Genomic DNA, 20,545 nt, shown 5'->3' on the forward strand with positions numbered 1-20,545 from the left:
GTCGGGGATCAGGCCTGCGTAGCGCCGCCGTGTCTGTGGTGGGTGTGCGGGTCCTGCTCTGACGTTGGCTGCCCTCCGGTTCGGGGACGCCGGAATCCGGGCCATCCGTCGAACGGGTGTCGGTGTGCGAATGGGATGCGTTGCGGTCCGGCATCGTGCCTGGTCACGTGGGGAGCCGTTCGATTCCCGTCGGCGCAGCCTCGGGGTGCCTAGGCTTGAAGCACAGCGTGTGCATATTTCGAGGGATCGGGGGACCCCATGCGCGTGACGGTCTTCGGTGCTGACAACGACATCGGCCGTAAGGTTGTTCAGGAGCTGATCTGGCGTGGTTATGAGGCCCTGGTCTTCGTATCGGACCCCAGCACGGTGACCGGCACCTGGGGGCACCGGGTGCAGGTAGTGAGCGGGCAGCTCACCGACCCGGTGGCCCTGGCCGCGGTCCTGGCGCGGACCGAGGCCGTGGTCAACGCGCTCGATCCGCGCCTGGACCGTCCCGGTGCGCACCTGGTGGAAGGCACCGCGCGCATGGTGGCCGCGATGCAGGACCACGGAGTGCCCCGCTACATCGGCCTGGGCAGCCCCGCCGTCGGGCTGTGCCCGAAGGAACAACCCACCCCGGTGGTGAAAGCCCACCGGGTTCTTCTGAGAGCCCTGCATCCGCGTGTCCACGGCCAGATGCGGCAGATGATGGCCACGGTCACCGGCGCCGATCTGGACTGGACGATCGTGCGGTTCCTGCGCCACACGCCCGGTCGAGGTCGAGGGCTGAAGTACGTCGGATACTTCGGCCACGATGACATCGGCTGCAGCGCGGCCGCCGGCGACATCGCCGCTTTCACCGTCACCCAGCTCCTCGATGCCCGCCACGTCACGGAGGCCCCGGCCGTCAGCAACTGAGCCGCGCGGCGCCCCAACGACCACTGACCTGCAGACTGCCCTTCTTGATCACCAGATGACGGCACCGGTGCTGGGCCGGCTGGAGCTCAACACGTGGCCGGGCGCGTACGGTGTCCTACTTTCGCAAGCAAGCCCCGATCGTGCGGGACGGGGATGGTGAGTTCGGCAAAATCCTCCCGGGTGCGGTCGGAAAAGCCGTGCAGAGGCCGGCTGGTGCCTCGAAGGGCGGTGTGGATGGGCCTGGCGTATCTGAGCGCGGAGGTCTTCGGGGTGGATCGCTCTAGGTCACCCATCGGCGGAATCCTGGGGGTGTACCTGGTATTCCCGCAGGTCCAGGAGCTTGCGTTCTCCCAGTCCGTCCTCGCGGATCCACACCATACCCAACGGGATCGCGACCGTCTCCACCGTCCCCATCCAATGCACCACCCCGTGCATCTGCGCCTGCACCCGCTGGCCCGGGAGCAGCTGTTCCCCCGTCGCGCCGATATTGCTGGGCGCGTCGTCGGCCTGGCGCTCTGCCACCGCGTCTCCTGTGCCCTCGCCGCCCTCTGCGGCTTCATGCCAGCTCATGGTCCATCCTCATCACTGGAACGAAGCGGTCGGGAACTGTGACCGAAAGTGGCACTGACCTGCGGGAAGCAGCCGCCCATGGAATTCGGCAGATAGAGACCGACCTGCCGAAGGACCCTCACGCACCGTTTCCAAACAGTCCGAGCCAGGAGCGGCTCCGGCCCCTGTCGCTTTACATATGGCCGGCTACCGGACATTTTCTAGGAGCACGACGCTGCAGAATGGCCTCCCCTTGCGGGACATGCGGTCATCCATCGCTGAGTTTCAGCCGTCCATAACGGGTGACGGAACGGTCGCGGCGACTTTGTATGGTTCTCCGGGCAAGGCAGTACCTCACATGCGTTGTGCGCCGCGGCCACCACATGTCGGTTCCGGTCGAATAGGTAGCTGAAGTTCCGGTCGAAAAGTGAGCAGCTCGTCCAACGATTGGAGAGTGATCACTGTGGAGGATTGGGCGCTGATCCGTCAGCTGCATCGGGTGGAGGGCTTGTCGCAGGCGGCGATTGCCAGGAGGTTGTCGCTGTCGCGGAACACGGTGGCGAAGGCGCTCCGTTCCACGGACCCGCCGTCCTATTCACCGCGTCCGCCGGTGGAGGGGGCGTTCAGCGAGGTCGAGGCCGCGGTGCGGGATCTGCTGGGCCGGTTCCCGTCGATGCCCACCGCGGTGCTCGCCGAGCGGGTCGGCTGGGAGGGGTCGAGGTCGTGGTTCTACGCCAACGTGGCCCGGTTGCGCCCGGGCTACCGGGTGGCGGATCCGGCGGACCGGCTGGTGCATCATGCCGGGGAGCAGATCCAGTGCGATCTGTGGTTCCCGGGCCGGCTGATCCCGGATCATGCCGGGGTGGTGCGGGACTTCCCGGTGCTGGTGATGGTCGCCTCTCACTCCCGCTACGCGGTGGCCGCGGTGCTGCCCAGCCGGAGGACCGGGGACCTGCTGGCGGGGATGTGGTGGTGTGTGGCCGAGGGTTTCGGGGCGGTACCGCGGCAGCTGTTGTGGGACAACGAGGCCGGCATCGGCCGCGGCGGCAAGCTCGCCGAGGGCGTGGCCGCCTTCTGCGGGGCACTCGGGGTGCGCCTGGTGCAGGCCCGCCCCTACGATCCCGAGACCAAGGGTGTGGTCGAGCGGTTCAACGGGTACCTGGCCACCTCGTTCCTGCCCGGGCGCACCTTCACCGCCCCGGTCGACTTCCAGGCCCAGCTCACCGACTGGCTGATCACCGCCAACCAGCGCACCCACCGCACCACCCGCACCCGCCCGGTTGAGGCCATGACCACCGAGCGGGAGGCGATGGGGCCCCTGCCGCCGGTGGACCCGGTGATCGGGCACCGCTTCACCACGCGCCTGCCCCGGGACTACTACGTCACCGCCGCCGGGGCCGCCTACTCCGTGCACCCGGGCGTGATCGGGCGCCTGGTCGAGGTGGTCGTGGACCTGCACACCGTCACCGTGACCTGTGCTGGGCGCACGGTGGCCACCCACCAGCGGGCCTGGGGATCCGGGGCCACCGTCACGGACCCGGTCCACGTGGCCGCCGCGGCCCTCATGCGCCGGACTCACCAGCAGCCCCGTACCGAGGGCGCTGCCGGCGGGCAGGTCGAGGTCGCCGATCTCGGGGTCTACGACCGGCTCTTCGGGATCGAGGTCGCCTGATGCGACCGGCCACCGAGCCCGCTGGGCGGACGCTGACGGATGCGGACAAGCAGATCCTCCACCACGCCCGTCAACTCAAGGCCCCCAGGATCGCTGCCGACTACGCCCGGATCGCTGACACCGCCCGGGCCCAGCAGTGGAGTTTGGAGGAGTACCTCGCCGCGGTACTGGGGACCGAGGCCGCCGCGAGGGCCGCCTCGGGGGCCGCACTGCGGATCAAGGCCGCCGGATTCGAGGCGATCAAGACGCTCACCGACTTCGACTTCACCGCCCAGCCCTCCCTGGACCGCGGTGTGATCGCGCGCCTGGAAGCCGGGGCGTACCTGGTGCAGGCCGGCAATGTGGTGCTGCTCGGGCCCCCGGGCACCGGCAAGACCCATGTGGCCACCGGGTTGGGGATCGCCGCGGCCCAGACCGGGCACCGAGTCGCGTTCAACTCCGCCACCGGCTGGATCACCCGCCTGCACACCGCCCACGCCACCGGGCGCCTGGAAGCGGAACTGGCCAAGATCGCCCGGATCCCGCTGGTCATCATCGACGAGCTGGGCTACGTTCCGATCGAGGCCGAGGTCGCGAATCTGTTCTTCCAGCTGGTCTCGACCCGCTACGAGAAGGCCTCGCTGATCATCACCTCGAACCTGCCCTTCTCGAGATGGGGCGAGGTCTTCGGCGACACCACGATCGCCGCGGCGATGATCGACCGCATCGTCCACCACGCCGAGATCATCACCACCAAGGGCACCAGCTACCGCATCCGGCACACCAGCATCGAGACCCTGCCTTCCGTCACCGAGACCGGACCGGCAGACTAGAACAACCCCAAGAGGTGCTCACTTTTCACACGGACAAACAGCTCAAACTTCGAGCGGAACCGACATGGCCTCCGAGACTGTCAACGAGTTGCTGACCCGGCAGGTGGGCCAGTTGAGCCCCTGATAGTGGATGCTCCTATTGGCGTCAAGCGGTTTTGAGGCGTTGCTGGTCGGTCTCCTCGAGCCAGTGCTGACAGCGGTGGACGAGGTCGGGATCGGTGCGGGTGCCCGGCTCCAGGCGCCGTAGCCGCTGGTAGGGCACCTCCAGGGTGCGGGCGGCGTCGGTGAGGCGGATGCCCAGCGCCTGGCGTTGCCGGCGCAGCAGCGGCCCCGGGAGGGGATCGGCAGGCGGATGGGTGAGCAGGGCGAAGACTTCGTTGGCGATGTGGCGCTTCAGGCACCGGATGATGTCGCGGTCGGCCAGTCCTTCGGCTCGGCGGCGGGCGAAGTAGGCCATGGTGCGGGGCTCGCGGAAGCGCATGCGGATCAGCACGATCCGGTGCAGGGCATGGTTGGCTTGGCGGTTCCCGCCCCGGGAGAGCCGGTGCCGGTGGGTCCGTCCGGAGGAGGCCGGGATCGGGGCGACCCCGCACAGGCCGGCGAACTGCGCCTGGGTGGCGATCCGGTCCGGGTTGTCCCCGACGGTGGCCAGCAAGGTCGCGGCCACCACGGGCCCGACCCCGTGGGTGGCCAGCAGGGCGGGGTTGAGTCGGGCCGCGATCTGCGCGAGCTGGTCGTCCAGAACGGTGATCTCCTCGGTGAGGACCCGGTGGCGGCCCGCCAGGCGTTTCAGCGACGCACGGGCGAGCTGGTCGGGGTCATCGCCGGGTCCGGGGCGGGTGCGAGCGAGCACGTCCATCAGCTTCTGACCGTGATAGCGGTGGAAGTCGGTGCGCACGTCGCCGGGAGCGGTGATCAGCAGGGCGTGGATCTGGTTGAGGACCGCGGTGCGGGCCTTGGTCGCCGAGGTGCGCTCGGCCAGCAGGATCCGCAAGGACTCCACGAGCCCGTCGCGTTGCTTCGGGACCACCGTGGCCCGGCCGGCGGCCACGGTGAGCGCGGCCTGCTCGGCGTCCAGCGGGTCGGACTTGCCCTTGAGGCGCCGGTGCTGGCGGTTGGCGCGCATCACCTCGATCACGGTCACCCCCGCGGCCGCCAGGATCCGGGCCAGTTCGGCTCCGTAGGAGCCGGTGCCCTCCACGCCGACGGCAAGGACGGGCCCGTGGTCGTGCAGGAAGTCCACGATCTGCCGATACCCGGTGTTGGTGGCTACGAACTGCCGGTCGGCCACGGTCCGGCCCAGCTCGTCGACGACCGCCACGTGGTGGGTGTCGCGGTGTGTGTCGACCCCGGCATACCGTCCCGGGTTCGTGTTCCCAGAAGGGTTGGCCGCCGCCGGTGGCACTGTCATGATCGTCATGACCGGTGATCCTTTCCGTGATGGAAGAGCAACTGGTCACCGTCGGTCAGATGGGGCAGACAGCACAGAGGTGGGGCGACTTCCCGGTCAGGCTCCTATCAAGTCATGCTCCGTCTGGCCATACGGTTCACGGCCCCGGTGGGGGCGGACAGATCCACTGGAAGACAACACCTGCGGGCGTCGGTGTAAGGGCGAGCCACACCACCGCCGGAACCTGCGTCCATCATCTCTGTGTACGGGTAGCCCGGTGAGCGCGTCGTCATAGACGAGGGCGGTCACCGCGTGATCCTTCGAGTGAACCTTCCACAGCACTCTCGAAGAGGACCATCACGATGACCGCTCCTTCCAGTGTCGACCCTGCCCAGTTCCTGCACGAGCACCTCGCCCAGGCCGGTGCGGTCGAGCTCGGTCACACGCCGCAGGTTGCCACGGTTGAGGAGCGCGGCCGGGGAGAGCCCTCCTGTGGTGCCGGAGGACGAATCCGATGGCTCCGTGCCCAGCTCCCGGGATCCGGTTGACGCCGTTCACCACGTCGTCGACGACGCCCTGGTCTTCCGCCGGAACATCGCCGAGCCCACGATGAGGGCCGGGCGGCCGGCCGTCACAACCTGTCACAAACACGGCCCGACATCGGCCGAGCGCGACCGCCCGGCCCGAAGATTTCGCGACGTGTGGTTTTGTGACAGCCGCCCCACCGTCCGTTGGACTGCAGAGCCGTCCATCGAGTGGGATGAGCGCACCACACCATCCAGAGCGGCCGAGAGATCTGGCTCGACGACGCCGCAGCAACCAGTCGGCCGACCCCGGGACACCGGGACCGGCGGACACGGTGCTACCGCCAGGACCGATGGAGGATCGAATGACTCACCACGCCACCCAACAGGTCCACGCCGGTTACGAGCCCGAGGTCCCCTGCCGGCCGGTGGCCGTGCCCATCCACCGGACGGCGGCCTACCGCGTTCCCGATCACGCCACGGCCGCCTCGGTGTTCCGGCTGGAGACTCCCGGGTTCACCGACAGCCGCACGGGCAACCCCACGGTTGCCGTGTTCGAGAACCGACTGGCGGCCCTGGAGGGCGGGATCGGGGCCATCGGCACCGCCACGGGGCGAACCGCGCGAACGGTCGCCGAGCACCTGGCCCGGCACCCCACCGTCGGGCGCGTCCACCACCCGGCGATCCCCGCGCGCCCCGGACCGGTCAGCACCGCGTCACCGCCGCGGCCCGGAGAACCGGCAGCCCGCAGGCCCGGACCGACGTCGTCCGGGCAGCGCCGGGGGTGCCAGGAGCATGACTGAGGCGGCCTTCGGGAGGGCAGTGCACGAGCAGCAGGCAACGACGTTCGAGACGAGTGCGGACCTGGACGGCAGGCCCCCGGTCCACAGTGAGGAATCGATGCAGCAGACCATCAGGACGAACGACTTCACGTTCGGTATCAGCACGACCCGCTTCGATGAGGACTACTGCCCGTCGTCCAGTTCCCGGGGTACGACGAACTTCGCGAACCTGGCCCGCGGCGAGAACCGTCGGCAGAACCTCCGAAACACCCTGACAATGATCAACAATCGCTTCAACGACCTGGCCGACTGGGACAATCCCAGCCGGGATCGCTATGCCGTGGAGATCGAGATCGTCTCCGTGGACCTGCACGTCGCCGCCGACGGCGACGACGCGGTGTTCCCCCTGATCGAGGTCCTCGACGTGCAGATCCTCGACACGCTGTCCGGTGTGCGCATCGACGGGATCGTGGGGAACAACTTCTCGTCCTACCTCCGGGACTACGACTTCAGCGTGGTGCTGCCGGAACACCACGCGAAGGTGTCCCGGTCCAGCATCCCCGATGACTTCGGCGCATTGCACGGGAAGCTCTTCACGCACTTCCTGGACTCCGCTGCCTACCGCGAGCGGTTCGCCCAGCCGCCCGTGATCTGCATCAGCGTCTCGAGCACCAAGACGTATCGTCGGCTCGAGAACCACCATCCGATCCTCGGGGTCGAGTACCGGCAGGACGAATCCTCCTTGACGGATCGATACTTCGAGAAGATGGGACTGCGGGTCCGCTACTTCATGCCCCGCGGCGCGGTCGCACCCCTGGCGTTCTATTTCCGGGGCGATCTCCTCAATGACTACTCCAGCCTGGCACTCATCGGTCTCATCAGCACGATGGAAACGTTCCAGAAGATCTATCGCCCGGAGATCTACAACGCCAATGCGGCGGCCGGCCGCATCTACCGGCCGAGCCTGGGAAGTCGGGACCACTCGGTGACGCAGATCGGCTACGACCGCGAGGAGCGCAGTCAGCTGGCCCTCATGCAGGGGAAGTTCGCGGAGGAGCACTTCGTGAAGCCGCACCGGACCCTCCTGGAGCAGTGGGCCGCGGCCCACTCCGGACGAGAGAAGGAGACGCACCGATGAACACCCTGTTGCCCACCACCGTCGTCGGCAGCCTGCCCAAGCCCTCCTGGCTCGCGGAAAGCGAGACGCTGTGGTCCCCCTGGAAGCTGGACGGCGAGGAACTGCGCGAGGGCAAGCGGGATGCGCTGAGCCTGGCCGTGGACGAGCAGCACCAGGCGGGCATCGACATCATCAGCGACGGCGAACAGACCCGTCAGCACTTCGTCACCACGTTCATCGAACACCTCAGCGGCGTCGACTTCGAACACCGGAGGACCGTGCGGATCCGTGACCGCTACGACGCGAGCGTCCCGACGGTCGTCGGCGCGGTGGGCCGTGAGCGGTCGGTCTTCCTCGACGACGCGAGGGCCCTCCGTGCGCGGACCAGCCAGCCCATCAAGTGGACGCTCCCCGGTCCCATGACCATGATCGACACCCTCTACGACGAGCACTACAGGAGTCGCGAAGAGCTCGCCTGGGAGTTCGCGAAGATCCTCAACCAGGAGGCCAAGGAGCTGGAGGCGGCGGGCGTCGACATCATCCAGTTCGATGAGCCTGCCTTCAACGTGTTCTTCGACGACCTCAAGGAGTGGGGCGTGGCCGCACTGGAGCGAGCGGCCGAGGGACTGCGCAGCACGACGGCCGTGCACATCTGCTACGGCTACGGCATCAAGGCCAATACCGAGTGGAAGGCGACGCTCGGGTCGGAGTGGCGCCAGTACGAGATGTCGTTCCCGCTGCTCCAGCAGTCGACGATCGACATGGTCTCCCTGGAATGCCACAACTCCCGCGTCCCGGTCGAGCTCATCGAGCTGCTCCGAGGCAAGAAGGTGATGGTCGGGGCCATCGACGTCGCCGACGGCGCGATCGAGACCCCGGAGGACGTGGCCGGCACCCTCCGGCAGGTGCTCCGCTTCGTCGATGCGGACAAGCTGTATCCGAGCACCAACTGCGGCATGGCGCCACTGGCTCGACAGGTTGCGCGGGACAAGATGACCGCTCTCGCCGCGGGAGCGGAGATCATCCGAGCGGAACTCTCCGGAGCGGCGCCCTCGACGTGACGGCCAGGGCGACGACAGTGGTGCCCTGCCCGGCGGGGTCGGCGGCGGCCATCGAGCGGGCATCCGCCGGGACGCCGGGGCGGGTGGAGGCGGCCATGGGCACACCGTGGCAGACACCCGGTCGGGGCAGCGCGCCACCGCTTCGGACATGGCCCGCTGTGGGTCCCGGCTGATCGCGTGGGGACCGTTCGACGGAGCGCAACAGCGAAGAGGTGCAGTCCATCACGGGTTGCACCCCTTCTGCGCTGTTCTCGATGGTCTCGAGCCAGGTCGACGCCGTGTGCTGTCACTCCGTGCACCGCGTGGGGGGAGCGAGAAGATCCGGTCCAGAAGCTTCGACCGGGACCAGGCACGGGAACCGCTCGCCCTGTGCACAGGTGTCCGTTCCGCCGGTTCAGGGTCCGTGGGGCAGCCGGCCCGGTGCCGGCGTGGCGACCGGTCCGGACGGTCGGCCGAAGAGCCGCTCCAGGACGTGGTGGACGCGGTCGCTGCCGCGTTCCCGGACACCCTGGCCGGGCGCGCCCTGGCCCGGGTGCTGCGCGGCACTGCCCCGGCCGGGCTTCTGCGGACGGCTGGGGACGGTGTCCTCAGCGGCGCCGAGGCGCAGGCCCACGATCTCCGGGTTGTGGTCGGAGGCGCGGTAGGGGTCGGCCGTGTAGAGGTCGGTCACGTTGTGGTTGTGCCGGCTGTACTCCAGGCCTGCGGACTCGTGGGCGTTGATCTCCCAGACGTCCGAGCCGGTCACGGTCCCGGCCGCGGCGGGCGAGGACGTGGTCCAGGGAGCCGACCATGCCGTTGAAGGCATAGGAGTGCTCGCCCGCCGGAGCCAGGTTCACGTAGCCGGCCTCGTGCAGGACTCGCATCGGGTCCTCCTGGTCGTAGGCGTTGAAGTCGCCGGTCAGGAGGATCCGGTCGGTGCCCCGGGTCCTCTTCACCTGCTCCGTGAGGGTCACCGGTGCCTGGGCCTGGGTAGTGCGATCGGCGTTCCACGCCCCGGCGCCGTTCCCGGTATCGGCGTTGGGCCCGGAATCCGGCGCGGAGCCCTTGGACTTGAAGTGGTTCACGACGACGGTGAAGTCCTCGGCCCCGGTCCTGCCGACAGGGCGGAAGGTCTGGGCCAACGGCTCACGGGCGTTGTCGAAGTTCTCGTCGTCCTGCAGGATCACGGACCCGCCCACCGTTTCGAGTGCGGCCGGCTTGTAGATGAACGCGGTCCGGATGACGTCCTCGGCCTCGGGGGCCGGCCGTTCGGCCGGGGACGGCACGTAGGCCCAGACCTCGGAGCCCGCCGCGGTGTTGAGGGCGTCCACCAGCTCGGACAGCGCCTGGTCGCGGTCCTTGCCGAACTTCGCGGAGTTCTCGATCTCCTCCAGGGAGACGACCTCGGCGTCCAGGGCATCGATCGCGGCGACGATCTTGGCCTGCTGGCGTTCCAGGTCCTCCTGTTCGGCGGCCCCGCGGGCGTCGCAGCCCCCGCGCACCGAGACCGGGTCCCCGGCGCGGTCCGAGTAGTAGGTGCAGCCGGCCAGCTCGTCGCCGGTGGTGGTGAAGTAGTTCAGGACGTTGAACGTGGCCAGCTGCACGTCCCCGCCGACCGGCTCGGGAGCGGCGGTGCGGGTGTTCTCGGCGACCACGGGGGCGTCCTCGAGGTTCTCACCGGTCAGGTGGGCTGGAGGCGCCACGCGTCGAAGGAGTAGGAGAGCACCACCGGCGCCACGAAGTCCACGGGCGCGCCGATCCGCATCGGGGTCTCGCGGGAGAGGTAGGGCAACGGGATCGCGGCGTTGGCGACGTTGCCGTAGTCGGTCGTCGCCCCGTCGTCGAGCAGCACCCCACGAGCCTCGTTCTCGGCGGCCTGCGCGGCCGCCTCGGGGGAGCCGGGCGCGCCGACGGCGGTGGGCTGGACCAGGGGCGTGGTCCCTGCGGCCAGCCCGATCTCCCCGTAGCGGTTGAGGTCGTAGTTGTCGGTGATCACGAACTCACCGGCCGGGTCCAGGAGCATGCCTTCGAGGTCCTCGCGTTCGGCCTCCTCGGCGGGACACCCGACGACGGCGGGCTTGACGGCCTCCGCGGGCTCGTCCAGGACCCGCAGGCCGTCGGCGCGCACGCTGATCCGGGTCTGGCCGTGGTACTCCACGACCGCGCCGGTGACCTCCACGTGCTGTCCCGGCCGGACGGTGCCCACGGTGTCGGGGGAGTGCACGACGATCGCCTCGGAGGCGTCATGGGCGCCCGGGTCGAGCTCCCCGCCGGTCCCCGGGGTCTGGACGTGGTAGCCGTTGAGCCCGCCGGTGGCGTAGACGGCGGTGACGACGCCGCGGGTGGTCACCGCCTGCCCCACCATCGGGGAGGTGTCCCCGGTGCCACGTTCCGTGCCGCAACGACCGGTCCGTCCCATGACCGGAGGGAGCACGGCATGACAGCAGCCGCCGTCATCGGCTGGTGGGCGTGCATGATGTCTTCTTCCCCGATCCGTCCGCCCGGACCGACCGCAGGACCACTGGGCGAGCATCATCCGAACGCCGCTTCGCTCGGGGCCTCCACCCGTTGGACGAGCACCGGCCCGCACCGGCTCAACGGTGGGGGACGAGCTCCTTGGTGAAGACCGTGCCGCCGTGGCCGTCGCGCAGGCTCACGGTCAGCACGTCGTCCTCGTCCAGCTGCACGTGGCCGAAGAACTGGAAGCGGCCGTCGCGAGGGGAGCCGGCGGTGGGTCCTGCCTTGGCGAAGACCTGCTCCGGGCCGAAAGTGCCGTCCAGCTCGTTGGGGCCGAAGGTGCCGGCGTTGATGGGGCCGGCCACGAACTCCCAGAACTCGTCGAAGTCGGTGAACGCTGCCCGTTCGGGCGAGTAGTGGTGCGCCGCACAGTAGTGCACGTCCGCGGTCACCCACACGACGTTGCGCACCCCGGCGTCCTTGAAGGCCTTGAGCACCCGGGCCAGCTCGAGCTCCCGGCCCAGCGGGGCCCCGTCGTCGGCGTTGCTGATCGACTCCTGGGCCTTCCCGTCCGGGACGATCACCCCCAGGGGGAGGTCCGCGGCGATCACTTTCCAGGTGGCGCGCGACGAGCGCACGCCGTCGATGAGCCACCGCACCTGCTCCTCGCCGAGCAGGGGCGTGGCGTGGGGCTCCAGACCGGCCGTGTTCCTGCCCTTGAAGGTGCGCATGTCGAGGCAGAAGACGTCCAGCTGCGGGCCGCGCTCGATCCGGCGGTAGATCCGCCGGCCCTCGAACCCGGTGGTGCCCGGACGCAGGGCACGTGCTTCGCCGATGGGCTGGTACTCCTGCCAGGCCCGCCGTCCGCGGGCGGCCAGGGTGTTGACGTCGCGCACGGTGTAGCGCTCGTCCTCGAGGATCTCCCCGGGCCACCAGTTGTTGGTCGTCTCGTGGTCGTCCCACTGGGCCACGACGGGTACGTCGGCGTACATCGCCCGCACGTTGGTGTCCATGAGGTTGTACCGGTGACGGGCCCGGTACTCCTCCTGGGTCTCGGCGACCTTGGTGACGCCTTCGGTGACCAGGTTGCGCCAGATGCGGCCGTCCGCCTCGACGACCTCCGCCTGGATGGGGCCGTCGGCGTAGATCGTGTCCCCGGAGTGGATGAAGAAGTCCGGGTCCAGGTCGTGCATCGCCCGGTAGGTGTACATCCCGCCCAGATCCGGGTTGATGCCCCAGCCCTGTCCGGCCGTGTCACCCGTCCACACGAAGGACTGGCTGCGGCGGCCGGGGCCGTGCCCGTGCCCCCCGGATCGGCCCCGTCCGCGGACGCCCGGTGCTGTCCGGAAGGTGCCGTGGTGGACGTCGGAGAGCACGCCCTCCTCGTCCTCGAAGCGCACCTCCAGGGCGAAGCGCGTGCCGGCGGGCAGGTCCGTGGCCCCGATCTTGACGGTGTGGTCGGTCGCCTCGCCCACCCACCCGGAGGTCAGGGTCCGCTCGAAGCCGCCGCGGCCGCGGAGGGGCGCGCCGTCGGCGTCCACGGCCCGCAAGTGCGCCACCATGCGACCGGTGCCGTCCGTGCGGGACCACAGGATCGCCGAGGAGGACGTCACGTCGCCGGTGGCGATGCCGCTGGGCAGGTGCAGGCGCCGCCGCACCAGGGCCGGGGACGACGGGCCGGCCGGCATCACGGGGCGGGCGGCGGAGGCCGGGGCTGCGCCGGCCACGGTCAGAGCGGAGGCCGCGAGGGAGCCCTGGAGCAGGCCGCGGCGGGAGAAGGTAGCCATGGCCCGATCCTCCGCCCCCCGGCTGACCCGGAATTGAACAACCGTCGACGGTCCGCCGACCGGCCGGTGAGCGATCTGCCGCCGGGGGCCGGTCACGGGATCAGCCGTGCGGTCCCCGTGCCGGATGCCACGGTTGCTCGCATCGACCGCACCGGGGCTTCCGCGCGATCGGGTGAAATCTCGATCCGGCTCGCCCTCAGGGTGGGCACGGCCGAGGTCCAAGGATGCGGCTGTGCAGCCGGCCTTCGCTGCGGGCCCGAGCTCGGCCGTCCTCGCGCTGCCGCGGCCGTGGGCTCGCCGGGCGGCGCCCGGCGGTCGAGGCCGTCTTCGCGGGGTCGTGCCGAGGCTGTGGGCGAGCGTGCCACCGGGCAGCGGCCGGTCCTGTCTCCGGGCGCCTCGGAACCCGGCGCCGCTGCCGGCGCCGGGTCGGGTTCGCGGGCCTCGATAGAGTCGGACGGATGCGACATGAACACGATGTTCTCGATCGAACGGCGTCGACGCTGTCCGCGCCGGCCCCCGAGCACTCCACGGACGGTCTCGTCCGGGTCCGTGGCGCCCGGGAGAACAACCTGCACACTGTGGATGTCGATGTGCCGCGCGATGCGATCGTGGCGTTCACCGGTGTCTCCGGCTCAGGCAAGTCGTCCTTGGCCTTCGGCACCATCTACGCCGAAGCCCAGCGTCGGTACTTCGAGTCCGTCGCCCCGTACGCCCGCCGGCTCATCCAGCAGGGACACCATCCCAAGGTGGAGCAGATCACGGGTCTGCCCCCGGCCGTGGCGCTGCAGCAGCGTCGCGGCACGGCCACGGCCCGCTCCACCGTCGGCACCCTCACCACGCTGTCGAACTCGCTGCGCATGCTCTTCTCGCGTGCCGGCACCTATCCGGGCGGGGCCGCTCAGCTGGACTCGGATGCTTTTTCCCCGAACACCGCTGCAGGGGCCTGCCCGGAATGCCACGGCTTGGGCACTGCGCACACCGTCAGCGAGACGTCCCTGGTCCCCGATCCGTCTCTCAGCATCCGCGACGGGGCCATCGCCGCCTGGCCCGGCGGCTGGCAGGGCAAGAACCTGCGTGACATCCTCACGCACCTCGGGCACGACATCGACACCCCGTGGCAGGAGCTGCCCCGGAAGGACCGGGACTGGATCCTCTTCACCGGGGAGCAACCGGTCGTGGAGGTCACGCCGCAGCGTGATCGCGTCGCCAAGCCGTACAGGGGCCGGTTCTGGAGCGCCCGCAGCCATGTGCTGCACACCCTGGCCGAGTCCAAGAGTGCCACCATGCGCGAGCGTGTCCTGGGCTTCATGCAGACCGGGCCGTGTCCGCGGTGCGGCGGCAGCGGACTCAGGGCAGAGGCTCTGGCGGTGACCTTCGCGGGAAAGAGCATCGCCGAGCTCAACATCCTGCCGATGACCGAACTTGCCGAGGTGATCCGCCCCACCGCAGAACGCACAGCAGCCGGAACCGCCTCGCGCACGCAGGCCTCGGGTGAGGACAACGAGGTGGCCGTGACCATTGCCCGAGACCTGCTGGTGCGGATCACCGTGCTGCTGGACCTGGGGCTGGGCTACCTCGCCCTGGGCCGTTCCACTCCCACCCTGTCCCCGGGGGAGATGCAGCGCCTGCGGATCGCCACCCAGCTCCGCTCCGGGCTGTTCGGGGTGGTCTACGTGCTCGACGAGCCCTCAGCCGGGCTGCATCCTGCCGATGCCGAGCCGCTGCTCGCGGTGCTGGAGCAGCTCAAGTCCTCCGGCAACTCGGTGTTCGTGGTGGAGCACAACATGGACGTGGTGCGCCGCGCGGACTGGCTGGTGGACGTGGGACCGGGAGCTGGTGCCGGAGGAGGTGAGGTGCTCTACAGCGGACCGGTGGCCGGCCTCGCCGAAGTCCACGAGTCCGTGACCCGGCCGTTCTTGTTCACGCACGGTTCCGACGGAACGACCGCCTCCGGCGTCCGCCGGAACGCGACGGGCTGGCTGGAACTGCAGGACATCAGCAGGCACAACCTGCGCGAGCTCGACGCCGGCTTCCCGCTGGGGGTGCTGACAGCGGTCACCGGTGTGTCCGGTTCGGGCAAGACGACCCTGGTCAGTCAGGTACTCGCCGAGGCGGTCGGCGCCGGGCTGCACCCGGGAGCCGAGGCTGCGGAAGAACCGGAACCGGGGAACCGCGGCGACGGCGCCGGTGACTCCGTCGGGGCCCGGAGCTGGGGAGCCGTCTGCGGACTGGAGCAGCTGGACCGGCTGGTGACGGTCGACCAGAAGCCCATCGGCCGCACCCCACGCTCCAACCTGGCGACCTACACGGGGCTCTTCGATGCCGTCCGGAAGGAGTTCGCCGCCACGGACGCGGCCCGTGCCCGGGGCTTCGGCGCTGGACGGTTCTCCTTCAACGTGGCCGGAGGTCGCTGCGAGACCTGCGAGGGGGAGGGATTCGTGGCTGTGGAGCTGCTGTTCCTGCCCGGCAGCTACGGGCCCTGCCCCCAGTGCCACGGCGCACGGTACAACCCCGACACGCTGGAGGTCACCTACCGCGGCCGGAACATCGCCGAGGTCCTGGCCATGACCGTGGACACCGCCGCCGAGTTCCTGGCCGACGTTCCCGCCGCCGCTCGCAGCCTCCAGGCGCTGCGGGAGGTGGGCCTGGGCTACCTGGGACTGGGCCGGCCGGCCACCGAGCTCTCCGGCGGAGAGGCCCAGCGCATCAAGCTCGCCACCGAACTGCAGCGCGCTGCCCGAGGCCACACCCTCTACCTGCTGGATGAACCCACCACAGGACTGCACCCCGCCGACGTCCAGCTCCTGATGGCCCAGCTGCACCGGCTCGTCGACGCCGGCAACACGGTGATCGTCGTCGAGCACGAGATGGACGTGGTGGCCGGCGCCGACTGGGTGATCGACCTGGGACCCGCCGGTGGCGACGCCGGGGGCCGGATCGTCGCCGCCGGAACACCCGCCGTGGTTGCCGGTTCCGACAGGAGCCGGACAGCGCCGTACCTGGCTGCCGCATGCCAGAAGCGACCCTCAGCAGAACGGTGACTCGAGGTCGAGCGCCGGCACCTGGGTGGTCGTAGCGGCCCCCGGCGCCGAACACGGTCGATCTGTTCCCGGCCGCCCGCGGCCGGCCTCCGCTGTGGGGTGGGCTGGCGGCGGCGGGAGCAGCTGCGGCCGGCTGGTCCAGGCCCGGGCCGCGGCGCGTTCGTCGAGACGGAGCCGGCGGGTGGGGATGTGCAGGAGCTCGGAGGTCCACTCGGAGGCCTTCGCCTCCCGGTCCACGTCGGTGACCACGGTCAGCCGGGCGAGCTTCTTGACGCAGCCGGCGGACGTCCGGGCCAGCCACGGCGCCTTCGGGGAGACGTCGCCGACATCGAGCTCACCGCGGGTCGCGACCATCCGCACGCTGTCGTGGTCGCGGAGCGCCTCGTCGAGGACCGCGCGCACGTGCAGCATCTCCTCGGCGGTGATCCCTCCGTGGGCGTCGAGCGTGACGATGTTGGTGCCGGGCTGCACCGTGGTCTCCAGCACGGTCTCCTCCTGCTCCGCCGCGGCGCCGACGGCGTGGAAGCTACGGCAGGACCGCGCACGGCAGCGCTCAACGGGATGACGCGTGCACGGCACGGTTGAGGCAGTGGGGAAGCGACGGACCACTCCTCGTTCACAGTGTCACACAGCACGTCTTGCGGGGGCCGTGCCGTTACGCTGAGGCGGATCTCTCCCGGACACGTGGGGGCGTGAACATGATGAAGACCATCGGTGGAGTTCTCGGCGGTGCGGCAGCACTGAGCCTGGTGACGGGGCTCGTGGCGCCCTCGGCGGCGGTCGCGACAGGAACGACCTACGACATCGACTCGGCCTCCAGCCCGACGGTGGTGGTGAACAAGCACCGCCCCCTGGCCCCCCGGACCTACGTGCCGAAGCCGCTCAGCCGCATCCAGGCCGAACGGATGCGCTCCGATGCGGCGGAGGCGTACCAGAAGATGGCCCGGGCGGCCAAGGCCGACGGGGTGAACATCGTGGCCGTGAGCGGGTATCGCTCCTACGGCGCGCAGGCCGGCCTCTACGACAGCTACGTTCAGCAGTACGGCCAGGAGACCGCCGACACCATCGCGGCCCGGCCGGGCCACAGCGAGCACCAGACCGGGCTGGCCATGGACGTGGGCAACGCCTCCGGGGTGTGCGCGCTGCAGGACTGCTTCGCGGACACCCCAGTCGGGGCGTGGGTCGCCGAGCACGCCGGAGCCTACGGGTTCATCATCCGCTATCCCGATGGTGCGGACAATCAGGCCGTCACCGGTTACGCCTACGAGCCCTGGCACATCCGCTACGTCGGTCACGACCTGGTCCGGGACATGGAGGACGCGGCTCTGGTGGACCCGGAGGTCGACACCATGGAGGAGTTCTTCGGCCTGGAGCCGGCCCCGGACTACCTCCCGTGAGCGGAGTCGACCCGGCGGTGTCCGACGCCGGGGGCGGGGCCCGGCAACACCCGCGGCGGGGCGCGTCCACAGGGCTCCTCCGCGCCGGGCTCAGCTGACGAGGATCTGGGTGGAGGTCTCCTTCAGCTTCGCATTGGCCCAGCGCATCTGGCGCAGGGTCTCGGGGTGGCAGCGCTGGGTGACGTCGAGGAGGTCGTGGTGCTTGATGCCCTGGGCGGCCTGGGCGAGCATCTCCCAGTCGGCCGAGACCCCGGAGGCCATCGTGTAGACCTCCCGCAGGTCGAGGAGCATGAGCAGCTCCGCCTTGCCCCGGCGGCCGATGAGCTCGCTGCTCTTCTCCCGCACCGTCTCCAGCAGACCGGACTCGTCGGCGGGCTCCGGGTCGAGGTCCTGGCCGTAGGTGGTGCCGATCCCGGCGATCGCCCGGACGTGGTGCTGGGACCAGCGGGCGAGGTCGCGGGCCAGGTGGTAGATCTCGTGGTCGACCTTGTGGCGTTCGGAGACGTGCAGCAGCTTCCGCGCCAGGTCGTTCTCGGAGCGGTGCAGCTCGTGCAGGACCAGGCCGATCTTCATCGTTCCCCCTCCGTGGTGGCATGGACGTTCTCGTCCACCGCGGCCGTGGCGTCCCCGCGGGTGGGCCGGCCGGTGTCGGTCTCGGGTGCCGAGGCGGTGGTGGTCGGGGCGGGTGCGGCCCCGGGACCGGCGCCGAGGCGTTCCAGGCGGGCGGCGGCGGTCTTGAAGATCGGCTGCTTGGAGGCGGCGTCCCAGTCGGTGATGGTCAGCTCGTTGGCCGCCCGTCCCGTCGCGTCGGGCTCGTGCCCGCCCGGGGTGTCCCAGTACCCGAAGTGGAAGGGCAGGAACACCACCCCGGGACGGATGCCGGTGATGCGCGCCTGGGCCTGCACCGAACCCCTGGGGGTGGTGACCCGCACGAGGTCGCCCTCGCTCACGCCCTGGGCGGCGGCCTCGGCGGGGGAGACCTCCACCCACACCTCCGGGGCCGCCTCCTGCAGCTGCGGGGCGCGGGCGGTCTTGGTGCGGGTGTGGAAGTGGTACAGGGTCCGCCCGGTGATCAGCTGCAGCGGGAACTGCTCGCTGGGGACCTCGTGCGGGGGCAGGTACTCGGCGGCCTTGATGACGGCCTTGCCGGAGGGGTTCAGCGCCTTGTACTCGGCCGGCTCCAGGGGGGCGCCCGTGACGAGGTCCCGGCCGTAGCTCTCGCAGTAGGCGGGATCGGACCAGAACGCGCCGTCGACGTAGATGCGCTCGGTGCCGTCGGGGTGCTCCTCGTTGCACGGCCACTGGATCCCGGAGCCCCCGCGCAGCTTCTCGTAGCTCATGCCCGTGTAGTCGCAGGGGCGCCCGGCGGTGCACTCCTTCCACCCTTCGAACGCCGACTCCGCGTCGTCCCACGTCACCAGCGGGTTCCCGTCCTTGTCGCGCAGGTCCAGCCGGCGGGCGTAGTCGATGAAGATGTCCAGGTCCGGCTTCGCCTCCCCGGGCGGGTCGACGGCCTTCTCGGACAGGTGCACGGTGCGGTCCACGTTGGTGAACGTGCCCGTCTTCTCCCCCCAGGTGGCCGCCGGCAGCACGACGTCGGCCAGCCGGGCGGTCTCGGAGAGGAAGATGTCCTGGACCACCAGGAAGAGCCGGTCCTGCTCGAGGATCGAGCGGATCCGGGCCAGCTCCGGCAGGGACACGGCCGGGTTGGTCCCGCTGACCCACAGCAGGCGGATGGAGCCGTCCTCGACGTAGCGCATCATCTGCATCACGTGGGTGGGCGGGGAGTAGTGCGGGATCTGGAACGGTTCGATGTTCCAGACCCTCGCCAGGTCCTTCACGTGCTCCTCGTTGGACCAGTTCCGGAAGCCCGGGAGGTCCCCGTCGCCGCCGCACTCCCGGGTGTTCTGGGCGGTGGGCTGGCCGTTCATCTGCAGGATCCCGCGCCCGGGGGCGCCGAGCATGCCGCGGACGATGTGGATGTTGTTCACCTGCACGGCCGCGGCGGTGGCCTGGTTGGACTGGTAGAAGCCCTGCAGCACCGTGGACAGCAACCGTTGCGCACCGCCGATGATCCGCGCGGCCTCCCGGATCTGCTCGGCGGGCACGTCGCAGATCGTGGAGACGGCCTCCGGGGTGTACTCCTGCACCCGTTTCTCCAGCTCGGCGTAACCGACCGCGTGGGCGCTGATGTAGTCGTGGTCGACCCGGTCGTGGGCGATGAGCTCGTGCAGCAGTCCGTTCATCAGCGCCACGTTGGTGCCGGGACGCGGGGCCAGGTGCACGGTCGCGTGCCGGGCGACCGGGGTGGGGCGGGGATCCACGCAGACGATCTGCGGCGGGTCCTGCCCGGCCAGCCGGTCCAGGATCCGGGTCCACAGCACGGTCTGGGTCTCGGCCATGTTGTGCCCGTACAGGGCGATCACGTCTGCGTGGTCGATGTCGGTGTAGGAGCCCGGCTGCCCGTCGCAGGCGAAGGACTCCTTGAGCGCGGCGGCGGCGGTGGCGGTGCACAGCCGGGTGTTGCCGTCCACGTGGTTGGTGCCCAGCCCCCCGTGGGCGATCAGCCCCAGGGTGTAGTACTCCTCGGCGAAGAGCTGGCCGGTGGTGTAGAAGCCGATCGCGCTGGGCCCCTGCTCCGCCATCAGCTCCTGCGTGCGGGCGACGACCCGGTCCATGGCGGTGTCCCAGTCCGTTTCCACCAGCTGCCCGTTCTCGCGGACCAGCGGTTTCGTGAGCCGGTCCGGGGAGGCGTTGGCCTGCCACCCGTAGAGGTCCTTCGGGCCCAGCCGGCCGTGGTTGACGCGGTCCACCGCCCGGCCCCGGACCCCGGCGATCCGCCCGTCCTTGACCGCGATGTCCAGCGCATCGCCGTTGGAGTGCAGGATCGAGGCGGTCTGCACCCACCGGTCCACGTCCTCGGGGCTCAGTCCCTCGGCCAGGTGGGTGTCCACCCGCACCGGCCAGTCCTGCCCGGCGGCGTAGGGGGTGCGGGTGCCCCACGGTTCGGCGATCCGGTCCTTGCTCGTCATCGGAACCCCTCCGGTGTTCCCTCGGCGGGCTGAGGCCTGCGTCGGCAC

The 20,545-nt window shown here is 70.2% G+C and carries 16 protein-coding genes and 1 riboswitch; of the genes, 8 read left to right on the forward strand and 8 right to left on the reverse strand.

The window, feature by feature from the left end:
• The first annotated feature begins 258 nt into the window (after nucleotides 1–258).
• Nucleotides 259–897 (forward strand): NAD(P)-dependent oxidoreductase, encoded by a 639-nt coding sequence (locus tag AS188_RS10470; RefSeq protein ID WP_058858796.1) that lies wholly within the window; start codon nucleotides 259–261, stop codon nucleotides 895–897.
• A 285-nt stretch (nucleotides 898–1,182) separates the two neighbouring features.
• Here AS188_RS10470 and AS188_RS10475 read toward each other — a convergent pair whose 3' ends face one another.
• Nucleotides 1,183–1,467 carry a hypothetical protein gene (locus AS188_RS10475; protein ID WP_058858797.1) on the reverse strand — a complete coding sequence of 95 codons (285 nt, stop codon included), beginning with the start codon at nucleotides 1,465–1,467 and terminating at the stop codon, nucleotides 1,183–1,185.
• Nucleotides 1,468–1,909: 442 nt separating this feature from the next.
• Between AS188_RS10475 and istA the strand changes: the two genes are divergently transcribed.
• On the forward strand, nucleotides 1,910–3,118 hold the full coding sequence (istA, locus tag AS188_RS10480; protein ID WP_058859879.1) for an IS21 family transposase: 1,209 nt from the start codon (nucleotides 1,910–1,912) through the stop codon (nucleotides 3,116–3,118).
• Complete coding sequence (istB, locus tag AS188_RS10485) at nucleotides 3,118–3,930, forward strand: IS21-like element helper ATPase IstB (protein WP_058858798.1); 813 nt, start codon at nucleotides 3,118–3,120, stop codon at nucleotides 3,928–3,930. The genes istA and istB overlap by 1 nt, the downstream gene beginning before the upstream one ends.
• Before the next feature lie 145 nt (nucleotides 3,931–4,075).
• Here istB and AS188_RS10490 read toward each other — a convergent pair whose 3' ends face one another.
• Complete coding sequence (locus tag AS188_RS10490; RefSeq protein WP_236944965.1) at nucleotides 4,076–5,350, reverse strand: IS110 family RNA-guided transposase; 1,275 nt, start codon at nucleotides 5,348–5,350, stop codon at nucleotides 4,076–4,078.
• A gap of 741 nt (nucleotides 5,351–6,091) precedes the next feature.
• Nucleotides 6,092–6,204, forward strand: a riboswitch (SAM riboswitch).
• A 5-nt stretch (nucleotides 6,205–6,209) separates the two neighbouring features.
• Between AS188_RS10490 and AS188_RS17520 the strand changes: the two genes are divergently transcribed.
• The 3 genes from AS188_RS17520 to AS188_RS10505 all read left to right on the forward strand — a co-directional run bounded on the left by AS188_RS17520 (nucleotide 6,210) and on the right by AS188_RS10505 (nucleotide 8,804).
• Nucleotides 6,210–6,647, forward strand: coding sequence for a PLP-dependent transferase (locus tag AS188_RS17520; protein ID WP_058858799.1), 438 nt, complete (start codon nucleotides 6,210–6,212; stop codon nucleotides 6,645–6,647).
• Nucleotides 6,648–6,744: 97 nt separating this feature from the next.
• Nucleotides 6,745–7,764: a DUF1852 domain-containing protein gene (locus tag AS188_RS10500; RefSeq protein WP_058859881.1), complete on the forward strand. Its 1,020-nt coding sequence runs from the start codon at nucleotides 6,745–6,747 to the stop codon at nucleotides 7,762–7,764.
• On the forward strand, nucleotides 7,761–8,804 hold the full coding sequence (locus AS188_RS10505; RefSeq protein ID WP_058858800.1) for a methionine synthase: 1,044 nt from the start codon (nucleotides 7,761–7,763) through the stop codon (nucleotides 8,802–8,804). The genes AS188_RS10500 and AS188_RS10505 overlap by 4 nt, the downstream gene beginning before the upstream one ends.
• 587 nt (nucleotides 8,805–9,391) lie before the next feature.
• Here AS188_RS10505 and AS188_RS17525 read toward each other — a convergent pair.
• The 3 genes from AS188_RS17525 to AS188_RS10525 form a co-directional block, all read right to left on the reverse strand.
• Nucleotides 9,392–10,486, reverse strand: a complete 1,095-nt coding sequence (locus AS188_RS17525; protein WP_236944966.1) for an ExeM/NucH family extracellular endonuclease — start codon at nucleotides 10,484–10,486, stop codon at nucleotides 9,392–9,394.
• On the reverse strand, nucleotides 10,465–11,148 hold the full coding sequence (locus tag AS188_RS17530; RefSeq protein ID WP_058858803.1) for a hypothetical protein: 684 nt from the start codon (nucleotides 11,146–11,148) through the stop codon (nucleotides 10,465–10,467). Before AS188_RS17530 ends, AS188_RS17525 begins: the two co-directional genes overlap by 22 nt.
• 229 nt (nucleotides 11,149–11,377) lie before the next feature.
• A complete protein-coding gene (locus AS188_RS10525; protein ID WP_058858804.1) occupies nucleotides 11,378–13,027 on the reverse strand; it encodes an alkaline phosphatase D family protein in 1,650 nt (549 codons plus the stop codon).
• Nucleotides 13,028–13,485: 458 nt separating this feature from the next.
• Between AS188_RS10525 and AS188_RS10530 the strand changes: the two genes are divergently transcribed.
• Nucleotides 13,486–16,068, forward strand: a complete 2,583-nt coding sequence (locus tag AS188_RS10530; protein ID WP_058858805.1) for an excinuclease ABC subunit UvrA — start codon at nucleotides 13,486–13,488, stop codon at nucleotides 16,066–16,068.
• Here the strand turns inward: AS188_RS10530 and AS188_RS10535 are convergent.
• Nucleotides 16,054–16,554, reverse strand: coding sequence for a SpoIIAA family protein (locus AS188_RS10535; protein ID WP_058858806.1), 501 nt, complete (start codon nucleotides 16,552–16,554; stop codon nucleotides 16,054–16,056). The genes AS188_RS10530 and AS188_RS10535 overlap by 15 nt on opposite strands.
• A 212-nt stretch (nucleotides 16,555–16,766) precedes the next feature.
• On the opposite strand from AS188_RS10535, the gene AS188_RS10540 reads away from it, so the two are divergent.
• Nucleotides 16,767–17,465 carry a M15 family metallopeptidase gene (locus tag AS188_RS10540; RefSeq protein ID WP_147050343.1) on the forward strand — a complete coding sequence of 233 codons (699 nt, stop codon included), beginning with the start codon at nucleotides 16,767–16,769 and terminating at the stop codon, nucleotides 17,463–17,465.
• A 90-nt stretch (nucleotides 17,466–17,555) separates the two neighbouring features.
• Here the strand turns inward: AS188_RS10540 and AS188_RS10545 are convergent, their stop codons facing one another.
• Complete coding sequence (locus AS188_RS10545; RefSeq protein WP_058858808.1) at nucleotides 17,556–18,038, reverse strand: hypothetical protein; 483 nt, start codon at nucleotides 18,036–18,038, stop codon at nucleotides 17,556–17,558.
• Nucleotides 18,035–20,497 (reverse strand): molybdopterin oxidoreductase family protein, encoded by a 2,463-nt coding sequence (locus AS188_RS10550; protein ID WP_058858809.1) that lies wholly within the window; start codon nucleotides 20,495–20,497, stop codon nucleotides 18,035–18,037. The genes AS188_RS10545 and AS188_RS10550 overlap by 4 nt, the downstream gene beginning before the upstream one ends.
• Nucleotides 20,498–20,545 lie beyond the last annotated feature (48 nt).

This window comes from Kocuria flava, from assembly GCF_001482365.1.
GTDB classification, from domain to species: Bacteria; Actinomycetota; Actinomycetes; order Actinomycetales; family Micrococcaceae; genus Kocuria; species Kocuria flava.